This window comes from Nonomuraea sp. N2-4H, from assembly GCF_045291505.1.
GTDB classification, from domain to species: domain Bacteria; phylum Actinomycetota; class Actinomycetes; order Streptosporangiales; family Streptosporangiaceae; genus Nonomuraea; species Nonomuraea fastidiosa.
The window spans coordinates 3,251,554-3,264,298 of record NZ_CP147987.1 but is presented as its reverse complement, the minus strand read 5'-3'; the positions used below and the strand labels follow the sequence as shown (position 1 = coordinate 3,264,298).

The window sequence follows — 12,745 nt, the reverse complement described above, 5'->3', positions numbered from 1 at the left end:
CCCGCGAAACGGGTGATGATCTCCCCCGCCTCACCCGGACGCAAAGACCATGTCCTTCAGGCCCGCGTCGTGCGGCAGCGGCGGCCGGCAGCCGCCCGAGAGCACCCGGAAGCCGACCAGGTGCAGGTGCACGGAATGGTGCACGTCGGCCACCAGCCGCCACACCTCCACATCCCGAGGCCGGTGCGAGCAGGCCCTGGTCCGCGCCGATCTGGACGAGGCCGAGCCGGCACCCGTCATCGGCGACGGCTTCGAGCCGGTAATGGCGCGCGTTCGAGGCGTTGAGCAGGGCAGCCGGTACCGGGCCGCGTCGGCCTCGTGCACCGGCCACGGGGCGCCGTTGACCAGGATCACGTCGCCCAGGACGCCGGCCACGTACGGTTCCCGCACGCCAGGCCGGATCCGCGTGCGGCGGGTCCGGCCTGGCACGGTCAGAGGCCGACGGCGCCGGCCAGGAGGTCCACCTGGGCGGGGTCGGGATCGTTGCCCATGAAGATCAGCTCGTCGCAGCCGACCTCCTCGAAGGCGGCGATCGCGTCGGTGATCTGTTCCGGCCTGGTGTAGGCGAGGGAGATGCCGTACTGGGCGTACTCGTCGCCGGCGAAGGCGTAGTACGGGCCGATGGCGTCCGCGACCGCCGCCTCGGCGTTCGGGCCGAGCGCGTACATCACCGATGCGACTATGCGGGGCGAGCCGGTCCGCCCGGCCTCCTTCCACGCCTGACGGAGCTGGGGCGCGAAGTCCCGCACGTCCTGCACGGTCGCGTCGCCCGCGATCCAGCCCGTGCCACGGGAGGCGATGCGGCGCAGGGTCGCCCTCGACGTGCCGCCGAAGAGCAGGGCGGGACCGCCGGGCGTGGCCGGTCGGGGGCCGACGAGGTCGTTTCCCGACATGACAGAGGCGAGCCGGTCCAGAAGCCGGTCGAGCCGGCGGCCTCTGGTGCCGTAGTCGACCTCACTGATCTGGAAGTCGTCTTCGCGGAGGCCGGGAGCGAGGCCCAGGTGCAGGCGGCCGGGGCCGGCGAGCTGGTCCAGCGTGGTGACGGCCTTGGCGAACAGGGCGTGGTTGGCGCGCAGGGGCGCGAGCAGGACGCTGGTCAGGAGCCGGATGCGCGAGGTGGCACCGGCCGCGGCGGCGAGCGTGATCAGGGGTTCGGGCGTCGTCCAGGCCAGTCGGTCGCTGACGCTGAGCGTGGAGAAGCCGCGCGCCTCGGCGCGGCGCGCCCACTCCACCAGGGCCGTGCCCTCGGTCCACGGGGCATGGCCGGGCAACCCGATACCGATGTCCATCGCGGTGAGATTCCTTTCCGTACGTCAGTCAGGCTTGATCGGGACGATGCAGGAGCCGTCGCAGGCCGGCGACGGGCTGCACGCCGGGGAAGGGCGGGCGGTCGTCGATCACGAGGCTGGGCACGCTGGTGACGCCGTGCACGGCCGCGCGGCGGCGGTCGGCGCGTACGTCGTCGGCGTAGGCGTCGCCGTCCAGGACCACCCGCACCTCCCCCGCGTCCAGCCCGGCCTCTTCGCCCAGGCGCTGCAGGACCTGCGGGTCGGCGACGTTCTGCCCTTCGGTGTGGTACGCGTGCAGCAGCAGCTCCATCATCCGATCGGCTCGGCCGCGCCCGGCGGCCAGCTTGACCAGGCGGTGCGCATCGAAGGTGTTCACCGGGCGGGCCAGATGCAGGTTCAGCTCCAGCCCCTCCGCCGCGCCCAGCGACCGGATTCGCGCGATGCGGGCGGGCGCCTGCTCACCCCACCAGCCGGTCATGGCCTCCGCTGCGGTCGGTCCTGGCGTGCGGCCCTCGTCGGGCGACAGCTCGTAGGCACGCCAGACGACCTCGATGCCGTCGCGGTCAGGGTGGCCGGCCAGGGCGGACGCCAGGCGTCTCTTGCCGATATAGCACCAGGGGCACAGCACGTCGGCGTACAGCTCAAGCTTCATCAAGGTCCTCGTGGTCGCTTCACCCAGCGGGTACGGCCGCCCGACGGCCCCCGCTTCGGCTCGCCATCGTGCAATCTCAACCGCACTTGAGGTCAACCGCCGGCGCGCCTGCGAGGGCGCTCGTCGCGGAGACCTGCCGGCTCGTACGCGACTTCCTCGTCCGTGAGCGCACCTGGCCGGGCACGTCGATCAGGTCAAGCCGTTCTGGACCCCGGGCAAGCGCGGCCCGCACTGACCGTCTTCACCGGCCCGCCCAGGTCAGGCGTGGCAGGTGAGAGGGCCGCCGTTGAAGGCGACCATCTCCTCGAAGATCTCCAGCACGTCCAGCGGGGCACCGGGGGCGGCGCCGAGGTGTTCGGCGTAGGCGCGGTGCAGGTTGGCCGTCAGCCGTTCCGGGTCGCGCAGCGCGCCGAAGCGCCCGTACCCGGACTCCTTGGCGGCCGACAGCGGCGGCAGGCCGGCGCGTACGCCCTCCGCCGCCACCTCGCGCACCCACCGCAGATACGCCTCCGCCTCGTCCAGCACCTCAGGCCCGGCCACCTGACCGTGACCGGCCACGATGACGGCGGCGTCGAGCGTGCGCAGCCACTCCAGCGCGCGCAGCGATCCGTCGATCGAGCCCATCAGGCAGAACGGCGTCACCCCCGACATCACCACGTCGCCGGTGAACAGCACGCGACGCTCCGGCACCCACACCACGGTGTCGTTCGTGGTGTGGGCGGGCACCGGCGGGTGGATGAGCTCCGCCCGCAGCCCGCCCAGGTGCAGGGTCAGCCGGTCCTGGTATGTGGCCTCGGGCAGGGCGAGGGCGAGGTCGCCCCACTCGACGCCGGGGAACAGCCCGCACAGCCCGAAGCCGGAGGCGGCCATCTCCTCCGGGCAGCGTTCGTGGGCGAGGACGAGCGAGTCCTGCGCGAAGACGAAGTTGCCGAACGTGTGGTCGCTGTGGTGGTGGGTGTTGACCACCACGCGCGGCGGGCCGCCCGCGATGCGGCTCACGCTGTCCTTCAGCCGGCGGGCGCGCGCCTCGGTCGCCGCCGTGTCGACGAGCAGCGTCCCGGTCTCGCCGACGATCAGCCCGGCGTTGTTCAGGCACCAGCCGCCGTCGGGCTGGACGTAGGCGTACACGCCGTCGGCCACTTCGTACGTCTCGGGCTCGCCGATGCCCTGCCGCATGCCGTACCTCCTCAACGTGAGCGCACCTCCTGACGGCGCAGGCGGGTGATGGCGGGCCAGGCGGCGCGCAGGGCCGCCCGCCAGTGCCGGATCGGCTCCCATCGGGTGTGCGCGAGCACGCTGCTGGCCGGCCGCCTTGCCGGGCGCGACAGGGCGGAGCTGGGCACCGGGCGGACCCGGTCCGGGTCCTCGCCCAGCAGCGTGAAGATCTCCCTGGCGAAGCCGTACCAGGTCGTGGCGCCCGCGCTGGTGCCGTGGTAGACGCCGGGCGGCAGGCCGGAGCGGGCCAGCCGGACGAGGTAGTCGGCCAGGTCGGCGTTCCAGGTGGGCTGCCCGCGCTGGTCGTCCACGACGTCGAGGTACGGCCGCTCGCGCGCCGCGCGGATCATCGCGTGCACGAAGTCGCGGCCGCCCGCCCCGTACAGCCAGGCGGTGCGCACCACGTAGTGGCCGTGCCGCAGCGCCGCTCGCTCTCCGGCGAGCTTGGTGCGGCCGTAGGCGTTCACGGGCGCGGGCCGGGCGTCCTCCGGGTACGGGCCGGCGCTGGCGCCGTCGAAGACGTAGTCGGTGGAGATCTGCAGCAGCCGCGCGCCGACCAGGTCGCACGCCTCCGCGAGCCAGCGCACCGCCGTGCCGTTGACCGCCAGCGCCTCGGCTTCGTGCTCCTCGGCGTCGTCCACCGCCGTCCATCCCGCGCAGTTGACGACGATCTCGGGGCGGTGGTCCGCGAGGGCGTCGCGGACCGCGCGGCGGTCGCGCACGTCGAGCGCGGCGCGGCCCAGCGCGTGCACGGGCTCGCCGGTCGAGGCCAGCCGGTCGAGCAGGCCGGTGGCCAGCAGCCCGCCCGCTCCGGTGATGAGCCAGCTCACGCGGGCCGCCGGTCGCGGCCGTCGCCGTACAGCGGCACCGGGCGGTCGCGCAGCAGACTCTGCGCCGCCGGTGCCGAGATAGCTGGTCATGAGCTGATCCGCGCCCTGCTGTGATCGCCCAGCACGAGACGGTGGGCCCTGGGCGTGTGGGGCGCCGGGGTGACCTCGACGTCGTGGCCGATCAGCGACGACTCGATGCGGCCCACCCCGGCGATGGAGGCGCGGGGCAGCACGATCGAGTACTCGATCTCGCTGCCGGTGACCGTGCAGGACGCGCCGATCGAGGTGTACGGGCCCACGTAGCTGTCCCGGATGCGGGCGCCGCCGCCGATGATCGCCGGGCCCACCACCCGCGAACGCTCGACCACCGCGCCCGGCTCGATCACCACCCGGCCGATCAGCTCGCTGGCCACGTCCACGAGCCCTTCGACCCGGGGCTCGGCGGACTCCAGCACCAATCGGTTGACCTCCAGCATGTCGGTCACGTTGCCGGTGTCCTTCCAGTAGCCGGTGATCATCGTGGACTCCACCCGCTGACCCGACTCGATCAGGTGCCCGATGGCGTCGGTGATCTCCAGCTCGCCGCGCCACGACGGCTTGCACTCGGCCACCGCCGCGTGCACCGCCGGGCTGAACAGGTACACCCCGGCCAGCGCCAGATCGCTCTTCGGGTGCTCCGGCTTCTCCTCAAGCCCGATCACCCGGCCGTCGGCGTCCAGCTCGGCCACCCCGAACTGGCGGGGATCGCCCACCCGGGTCAGCAGGATCTGCGCCGCGGGCCGCTCGGCGGTGAACCGCTCCACCAGGCCGGTGATGCCGCCCACGATGAAGTTGTCGCCCAGGTACATGACGAAGTCGTCGTCCCCCAGGTAGTCGCGGGCGATCAGCACCGCGTGCGCCAGCCCCAGCGGCGCCTCCTGCCGCAGGTAGGTGACCTGCAGCCCGAACGCGGAACCGTCGCCCACCGCCGCCTCGATCGCCGCGTGCGCGTCGCCCACCACCAGCCCCAGCTCCGTGATCCCCGCCTCCGCGATGGCCTCCAGGCCGTAGAACAGCACCGGCTTGTTCGCCACCGGGACGAGCTGCTTGGCCGAGGTGTGCGTGATCGGCCGCAACCGGGTGCCCGACCCGCCCGCCAGCACGAGGGCCTTCATCGTGGTTCCTTCTGCCGCAGGCGTTCGACCAGGCCGGTGTCGTAGCGTCCGGCGCGGAAGCCGGGGCTGGCCAGGACCGACTCCAGGAAGGCGGTCGTGGTACGCACGCCGGGGCCCGCGATCCGCACCTCGCCCAGCGCCCGCCGCATCCTGGCCAGCGCCGCGTCCCGGTCCGGCGCCCACACCGACACCTTCGCCAGCAGGGAGTCATAGAACGCCGAGACCGAGCCGCCCGCGCACGCGTGCGTGTCCACCCTGACGAACGGACCCGCCGGCACCGCGAACTCCTCCAGACGGCCCGGCGTCGGAGCGAAGTCGCGGGCCGCGTCCTCGGCGTTGACCCGGCACTCGATGGCCACCCCGCGCGGCACCACGTCCTCCTGACGCAGCCGCAGCGGATGGCCCGCCGCGATCCTGATCTGCTCCTGCACCAGGTCGATGCCCGTGACCAGCTCGGTGACCGGGTGCTCGACCTGGATCCGGCAGTTCACCTCCATGAACGCGAAGCCGCCCGCCGCGTCCACGAGGAACTCGAACGTGCCCGCGCCGACGTACCCCGCGGCCTTGGCACCCTGTACGGCGTGCGCGGCCATGTCGTCGAGCAGGTCCCGGCTCAGCGCGGGCGCGGGCGTCTCCTCCACGAGCTTCTGGTGGCGTCGCTGCACCGAGCAGTCCCGTTCGCCCAGGTGCACGACGTTGCCGTACGCGTCGGCCAGCACCTGGATCTCGACGTGCCTGGCCGGGCTGAGATAGCGCTCCAGGTAGACGCGGCCGTCGCCGAACAGGGCGCTCGCGTGCCGCCTGGTCTCGCGGTAGACGGACGGCAGGTCGTCCGGGGTGCGGCTCACCCCGATGCCACGCCCGCCGCCGCCCGCGACCGCCTTCACGACCAGGGGCCAGCCGATCGCCTCGGCGGCCTCCTGCGCCTCGGCCGAGGTCTCGACGGACTCCAGCGTGCCCGGCAGCATCGGCAGCCCGGCCCCCGCCATCAGCGAGCGGCAGGACGACTTGTCGCCCAGCGCCTCGATGACGTGGGGCGGCGGGCCGATGAACGTCAGTCCCTCGGCGGCGCACAGCTCGGCGAAGTCGGCGTTCTCCGACAGGAAGCCATAGCCGGGGTGCACCGCGTCCGCGCCCACCATGCGGGCGGCCTCCAGCACCGCGGGGATGTTCAGGTAGCTGTGCTTGGCCGCGCCCGGGCCGATGCAGACCGCCCGGTCGGCGTAGCGGACCACCTCCGTGCCGGCGTCCTCGGTCGAGTACACCACCGCCACCTTGACGCCCAGCTCCCGGCAGGCGCGCGCGATGCGCAGCGCGATCTCGCCCCGGTTGGCGATGAGCACGGTGCCGAACACGCCGCTCACCCGCCCTCGTCCGGGACGACCGCGAACAGCGGCTGACCGTACTCGACGGCCATGCCGTCCGGCTGGAGACAGGCCGCGATGCGGCCCTTCCTGTCGGCTTCGACGGGGATCATGAGCTTCATGGCCTCGATCAGGCCGACCTTCTGGCCCGGTACGACGGTGTCGCCCTCGGCCACGAACGGCGGCGCGCCCGGCTCGGGAGCGCGGTAGAAGACGCCCACGGACGGCGCCGCCAGTGTCACCGTCTCCTCCTCCGGCGGCGTGGACTGTCCGGCCGGCTCCACCTGTGACGCGTGGTCGGCCTGCGCGGGCGCCGTCGGCAACGCGGCGGCCGGTGGCGGCGCGGCCGGGGCCTGGCCCTCGGACCAGTCGAGCTCGATGGTCACCGGCCCCACCGCCAGCCGGAGCGTGCGCGGCTGCCGGGACAGCCCATTCAGCAGGTCCAGTACGCCCGCCTGCGCCGCGCCCAGCAACTCGCGCATCTCCGGCGTCTCCGGTCCCGGCCGCTCTGCCGGGCTCGGCAAACCTGACCGTTGTATCGGCTCCGGAGGTGCTGCGGGCTGAGGGAGGCCGTTGCGGTGGTCGGTGACCGGCGGAGTGCCGAGCGTGCCGCGTTCCTGCCTCACCCCGTCACCGCCTGCGATCCGATCCGCCGGAAGCGGGCTTTCCTGCGGGCCGTCAGCTCCTCGGCCGGCAACGCGCGCAGCTCGGCCAGGGTCGCGCCGACGACCTCGCCGAGCAGGCGCGCGGTCCCGTCGATGTCGGCCTGGGCGCCGCCGTCCGGCTCGGGCAGGACCGCGTCCACCACGCCCCGGGCCAGCAGCTCCCGCGCGTCCAGCCCCAGGGCGCGGGCCGCGCGCGGCGCCGCCGTACCGTCGCGCCACAGGATCGCGGCGCACCCCTCAGGGCTGATCACGGAGTAGACGGCGTTGCTCAGCATCAGGACGCGATCGGCGACGGCCAGCCCGAGCGCCCCGCCACTGCCCCCCTCGGAGATCACCACGGACACGATCGGCACCGGCAGCCCGGCCATGAGCCGCAGATTCTCGGCGATCGCGACGGCCTGGCCCTCGCGTTCCGCCGACACCCCGGGGTACGCCCCGCCCGTGTCCACCAGCGTCAGGACGGGGATGCCCAGCTTGGCGGCGAGCCGCATGAGCCTGGCCGCCTTGCGGTACCCGGCCGGTACGGGCATGCCGAAGTTGCGCTCCCGCAGCTCGGCGGCGTCGTGCCCCTTCTGCTGGCCGATCACCACGAGGGGCTGACCGTCGAGGGTGCCCACGCCGCCGACCGTGGCGGGGCAGTCGCCGCCCAGCCGGTCGCCGTGCAGCTCCTCGAAGTCGTCCACGAGCCGGTGCACGTAGTCGAGCGCGGTGGGCCGGTCGAGGCTTCTGGCCGACCGGACGATCTCGTACGGGTCGGCGGCGGGCAGCCGCGACGGCTCCGTCACCACAGCGCCGGGTCGCTCGACGGCGGCGGGGCCGGAGGGATACGGCCGGACCGGCGACGGGCGCGGGCAGCCGGAAGCCGGCGGACGGGACGGCGACGGGCGCGGGTGTCCGGGAGCCGGTGGCCGGGGTGGTTGCGCGGGGGCGAGCGCGCGGAGCAGGCGGCGCAGCGTGGGGCGCAGCTCGTTCCTGGACGTGATGGCGTCGATCTGCCCGTGCCGCAGCAGGAACTCGGCCGTCTGGAAGCCGGGCGGCAGCTTCTCGCCGATCGTCCGCTCGATCACCCGCGGCCCGGCGAACCCCATCCGCGCCCCGGGCTCGGCCACGATGACGTCGCAGAGCGTGGCGAAGGAGGCCGCCACCCCGCCGTACGTCGGATCGGTGATCACCGAGACGGTCGGCAGCCCGGCCTCGTCCAGCGCCAGCAGCGCCTGGCTGGTCTTGGCCATCTGCATCAGCGCGATCGCGCCCTCCTGCATGCGAGCGCCGCCGGACGCGGCCACGATGACCAGCGCCCTGCGCTCGGCCAGCGCGGTCTCGGCGGCCACCGTGATCAGCTCGCCGACGGCGGCGCCCAGGCTGCCGCCGAGAAAGCCGAACTCCATCGCGACGACCATCGCGGGCACGCCGCCGATGAGGCCGCGCGCCGCGATCGCCGCCTCGGCGAGCCCGCTACGGGCCCGCGCCTCGGCCAGCCGCTCCCGGTACGGCCGGGTGTCGGTGAAGCCGAGCGGGTCGTCGGCCGGGTACGGGACGTCGAGCGGCTCGGCCGTGCCCGGATCGAGCAGCAGCTCAAGCCGCTCGATCGCGGGCATGCGCCGGTGATGCCCGCACTCGGGGCACACGCCGTGGGAGCGGGCCAGCCGCTTGGCGTAAAGGAGGTAGCCGCAGCCGTCGCAGCGCCACCAGGAGGCGTTCGTGACGGGGCGGAGCGTGGTCGCGGTCACGGCGCCGGCTCGGTCTCGGAGCCCGCCAGCTCCAGCACCTGCCGGGGCGTGGCGGGGCCGAGAACGTCGTCGTCGGACAGGTGCACGCCGTAGTCCCTGCTCAGCCGGGCGGCCATCTCCAGCACGGCGATGGAGTCGTAGCCGAGGTCGCTGAACGGGACGTCGGCGAAGTCGCCTTCCAGTGGCGTGGTCTCGTCCTCGCCCGCGACCTCGCGCAGGATCGCGGCCAGGTCGGCCAGCGTGAGCGGTTTCATGAAGATCCCTCCTGAAGTTCCGGAATTGAGCGCTGCTCAGGCCGGCGCGCCCACCACGATCGCGCTGTTGAAGCCGCGCGCGCCTCTGGCGACGACCAGGGCGTTGCGCACGCGCAGCGGGCGCGGCTCGCCCGTGACCAGGTCGAGCCGGTGGCCGGGGTCCGGCCGTACGTGTACGGCGGGCGGGACGAGTCCGTCCCTGATCGACAGCAGCGCGGCCGCCACGTCGAGCGGCCCGGCGCCGGCGCAGAGCCGGCCGGTCATGGTCTTGGGTACGCAGACGGGCACCGAGCGCGGCCCGAAGACGGCGGCCAGCGCCTGCGCCTCGGCCCTGTCGAGGTCCGGGACGCCTGCGCCGTCCGCGAAGATCACGTCGATGTCGCCGGGCGCGCGGCCGGCGTCCGCCAGCGCGAGCTCGATGGCCCTGCGCAGGCCGAACGGGCTTGTGGGCGCGCCGGGGCGGGGCCGCCGGTCGAAGGTGGCCGCGTAGCCGAGGACGCGCCCGTGGACGCGGGCGCCACGGGCGGCGGCCGCTGCGGCGTCCTCGGCGATGAGGATCGCGCCGCCCTCGCCGGGCACGAACCCCGAGGCGTCCGCGTCGAACGGCCGATAGGCGCTCGCCGGGTCGGTGGCGCGGCTGAGCTGCCCCGTGCTCACCTGGGCGACCCAGCCCCACGGGCACAGCGAGCCGTCCACCGCGCCCGTCACGACCGCGGGCAGCCCGCCGCGTACGTGCCTGCGCGCCTGGGCGATGGCGTCCAGGCCGCCCGCCTGGTCGGACACGAGCACCCCGCTCGGTCCGCGGAAGCCGTGCCTGATCGAGATCTGGCCGGTGTTCACGGCGTAGAACCAGGCGAACGACTGGTAGGCGCTGACGTGCTCGGGGCCGTCGCGCCACAGCTTCTCCAGCTCCCGGTGGCCGAACTCGAAGCCGCCCGCGCCCGCCGCGGTCACCACGCCGACGCCGTACTCGGGCTGGGCGTCCTGGCGGAGCCCGGCGTCGCACAGCGCCTCGTCGGCGGCCACGAGCGCGAGCCTGGTCATGTGGTCGGTCTGCGGGATGAGCCGGCCGGGCAGGTGGTCGGCGGGGACGAAGCCGGAGATCTCACCGGCCAGGCGCACGGGGTAGCGGGCGGGGTCGAAGCGGGTGATGCGCCCGATGCCCGACCTGCCCTCCAGGGTCGCGGCCCAGTAGTCGGCGACACCCAGCCCGTTCGGCGCGACGACGCCGATCCCGGTGATCACGGTCGTCCCGGAAGCCGCTGCCTCGTCCCGCCGCGCCCCGTGCACCTCCGCCGCGTTGACACCCGTCTCGAACGTGCCCGTCGCGGTCATCGGCGGCCCGCCCGCCGCGGCCCCGTGAGCACCATCGCGCTCTGGAAGCCGCCGAAGCCGCTGCCCACGGTGAGGACGGTGTCGAGCCCGGCGGCGTCCCTGGCGACTAGGGGGACGTAGTCGAGGTCGCACTCGGGGTCGGGTTCGTGGAGGTTGGCGGTGGGCGGGATGACGCCGTGCTCGATGGCGAGCGCGCAGGCGGCGATCTCCAGCGAGCCGATCGCGCCGAGCGAGTGGCCGATCATCGACTTGATCGAGCTGACCGGCGTCCGGTAGGCGGCGTCTCCGAGCGCGCGCTTGAAGGCGGCGGTCTCGTGCCTGTCGTTCTGGCGGGTGCTGGAGCCGTGGGCGTTGACGTAGCCGACCTCGTCGGGCGTGAGGCGGGCCTCGTCGAGCGCGGCGCCGATCGCCGCCGCCATCTCCTTGCCGTCGGGACGCAGCCCGGTCATGTGGAAGGCGTTGCAGCGGGAGGCGAACCCCTCGACGGCGGCGTAGACGTGGGCGCCTCTGGCCAGCGCCCGCTCGCGCTCCTCCAGCACGAACACCGCCGAGCCCTCGCCGAGCACGAACCCGTTGCGGGTGTTGTCGAAGGGCCGCGAGGCCGTGGCGGGCTCGTCGTTGCGCGGTGTGGTGGCCCTGATGGCGTCGAAGCAGGCCAGGGTGATGGGCGAGATCGGGGCGTCCGACGCGCCGGCGATCATGGTGTCGGCCGAGCCCTCCTCGATCAGCCGTACGGCGTGGCCGACCGCGTCGAGGCCCGATGTGCAGCCGGTGGAGACGACGGTGCACGGGCCCTGCGCCTCCACAGCCCAGGCGACCTCGGCCGCGATGGAGCTGGGCACGTAGTAGTCGTACAGGTGCGGCACCGCGTAGCCGGGGTCGACGTGCCATTCGCGGCCGCCGTCGCTGACGACCACGTACTCACGTTCCAGGCTGGTGGTGCAGCCCACGGCGCTGCCGATGGCGACGCCGGTCCGGTACGGGTCGAGCTCCTGCGGCGCGAGCCCGCTGTCGGCGAGCGCCTGGCGGGCCGAGACCACCGCGAACTGGGTGGCCCGGTCCATCCTGCGCAGCTCCTGCGGGGTCAGCCCCTCGGCGGCGCCGTCGAAGTCGCATTCGGCGGCGACCGTGGACCGAAAGGGCGAGGCGTCGAAGTGCGTGATCGTGCGGGTGGCCGTCTGGCCGGAGACCAGCAGCTCCCAGAAGGGCTTCACCCCGACGCCACCGGGCGCGACGACGCCGATGCCGGTGATCACTGCGGTGCGGCTCATCGGGCGGGAGCCTCCTCGTCCAGCTCGGCGAGCGCGCGCAGCACCGCCGTGTGCCTGGCGTCCCGCTCGGCGGCGAGCTCTTCGTACGTGCGGCCGGCGAACGCCTGGTCGGCCTGGTCGATGAGGGTGCGTACGGTCTGCTCGTCCATCGTGGGGTTGCCGAGCCCGGCCCAGCCCTTCTCCAGCCCGGCGCCCAGGTGGCTGAGCCAGTGGCGCAGCCCGCCGGGCCCGCCGCCGAGGTGGAAGGAGTGGAAGGGGCCGATGGTGGCCCAGCGCAGCCCGATGGAGGCGACCACGATCGCGTCGAGCTGCTCGACCGTGACGACGCCTGAGCGTACGAGGTGGATGCTCTCGCGCAGCAGCGCCGACTGCAGCCGGTTGGCGACGAACCCGTTGATGCCGCGGCCGAGCACGATGGGCGTCTTGCCCAGGTCGCGATAGAAGGCCGCGGCCCGCTCGGCGAGCCGGGAGTCGGCGCCCTCGGCGGTGACGACCTCGACGAGCGGGATGAGGTGCGCCGGGTTGAACGGGTGGCCCACCACGACCCTGCGCGGGTCGGGCAGGTCGGCGCCGATGTCCTCGGGCAGGAAGGTCGAGGTGGAGCTGAGCAGCAGCGCGTCCGGCGGAGCCGCCGCGGCGATCTTGCCGAACAGTTCCTTCTTCAGCTCCAGGTTCTCCGGCGCGTTCTCCTGGACGACGTCCGTGCCGTCGAGCGCGCGGTCCAGGTCGGGCTCGATGCGCAGCCGGGTGACCAGCTCGTCCGGGTCGGCGCCGCCGCCCGGGATCGTGGGCGCGAACAGCTCGATGCCTTCGCGTACGATGCGCCCGGCGTCGGCCCGGCGGCTGTTGACGCGCACCCGGAGCCCGCGGGCGAGGAACAGGGCGGTCCATCCGAGCCCTATGGTTCCCGCGCCGATGATTGTCGCCTCAGCGGCCATTGGCCGTCACCATCCCCGATCGTTTCCGTTGCCGTACACCGGGTCAGC

13 protein-coding genes are annotated in these 12,745 nt (G+C 73.9%); all 13 read right to left on the bottom strand.

The window, feature by feature from the left end; translation table 11 throughout:
• Positions 1–30: 30 nt before the first annotated feature.
• A complete protein-coding gene (locus WBK31_RS15105; RefSeq protein WP_406675064.1) occupies positions 31–390 on the bottom strand; it encodes a hypothetical protein in 360 nt (119 codons plus the stop codon).
• Positions 391–431: 41 nt separating this feature from the next.
• On the bottom strand, positions 432–1,289 hold the full coding sequence (locus WBK31_RS15100; RefSeq protein ID WP_406675063.1) for an LLM class flavin-dependent oxidoreductase: 858 nt from the start codon (positions 1,287–1,289) through the stop codon (positions 432–434).
• A gap of 28 nt (positions 1,290–1,317) precedes the next feature.
• Complete coding sequence (locus tag WBK31_RS15095; protein WP_364050986.1) at positions 1,318–1,941, bottom strand: DsbA family oxidoreductase; 624 nt, start codon at positions 1,939–1,941, stop codon at positions 1,318–1,320.
• Between the two features lie 258 nt (positions 1,942–2,199).
• Positions 2,200–3,117 carry an MBL fold metallo-hydrolase gene (locus tag WBK31_RS15090; protein ID WP_364050983.1) on the bottom strand — a complete coding sequence of 306 codons (918 nt, stop codon included), beginning with the start codon at positions 3,115–3,117 and terminating at the stop codon, positions 2,200–2,202.
• Positions 3,118–3,128: 11 nt separating this feature from the next.
• On the bottom strand, positions 3,129–3,986 hold the full coding sequence (rfbD, locus tag WBK31_RS15085; RefSeq protein ID WP_406675062.1) for a dTDP-4-dehydrorhamnose reductase: 858 nt from the start codon (positions 3,984–3,986) through the stop codon (positions 3,129–3,131).
• 86 nt (positions 3,987–4,072) lie between these two features.
• Positions 4,073–5,140: a glucose-1-phosphate thymidylyltransferase gene (locus WBK31_RS15080; protein ID WP_364050977.1), complete on the bottom strand. Its 1,068-nt coding sequence runs from the start codon at positions 5,138–5,140 to the stop codon at positions 4,073–4,075.
• Complete coding sequence (locus WBK31_RS15075) at positions 5,137–6,504, bottom strand: acetyl/propionyl/methylcrotonyl-CoA carboxylase subunit alpha (protein ID WP_378789042.1); 1,368 nt, start codon at positions 6,502–6,504, stop codon at positions 5,137–5,139. The genes WBK31_RS15080 and WBK31_RS15075 overlap by 4 nt, the downstream gene beginning before the upstream one ends.
• Positions 6,501–6,986 (bottom strand): acetyl-CoA carboxylase biotin carboxyl carrier protein, encoded by a 486-nt coding sequence (locus WBK31_RS15070; protein WP_406675061.1) that lies wholly within the window; start codon positions 6,984–6,986, stop codon positions 6,501–6,503. The genes WBK31_RS15075 and WBK31_RS15070 overlap by 4 nt, the downstream gene beginning before the upstream one ends.
• Positions 6,987–7,126: 140 nt before the next feature.
• Positions 7,127–8,899, bottom strand: coding sequence for an acetyl-CoA carboxylase, carboxyltransferase subunit beta (gene accD / locus WBK31_RS15065; RefSeq protein ID WP_364050968.1), 1,773 nt, complete (start codon positions 8,897–8,899; stop codon positions 7,127–7,129).
• The gene (locus WBK31_RS15060) at positions 8,896–9,153 is read right to left on the bottom strand and encodes an acyl carrier protein (protein ID WP_364050965.1); all 258 of its coding nucleotides are present in this window, start codon (positions 9,151–9,153) and stop codon (positions 8,896–8,898) included. Before WBK31_RS15060 ends, accD begins: the two co-directional genes overlap by 4 nt.
• A 36-nt stretch (positions 9,154–9,189) precedes the next feature.
• Positions 9,190–10,488 (bottom strand): ketosynthase chain-length factor, encoded by a 1,299-nt coding sequence (locus WBK31_RS15055; protein ID WP_406675060.1) that lies wholly within the window; start codon positions 10,486–10,488, stop codon positions 9,190–9,192.
• Complete coding sequence (locus WBK31_RS15050) at positions 10,485–11,759, bottom strand: beta-ketoacyl-[acyl-carrier-protein] synthase family protein (protein WP_378789046.1); 1,275 nt, start codon at positions 11,757–11,759, stop codon at positions 10,485–10,487. The genes WBK31_RS15055 and WBK31_RS15050 overlap by 4 nt, the downstream gene beginning before the upstream one ends.
• On the bottom strand, positions 11,756–12,697 hold the full coding sequence (locus WBK31_RS15045) for a 3-hydroxyacyl-CoA dehydrogenase NAD-binding domain-containing protein (RefSeq protein WP_364050956.1): 942 nt from the start codon (positions 12,695–12,697) through the stop codon (positions 11,756–11,758). The genes WBK31_RS15050 and WBK31_RS15045 overlap by 4 nt, the downstream gene beginning before the upstream one ends.
• Positions 12,698–12,745 lie beyond the last annotated feature (48 nt).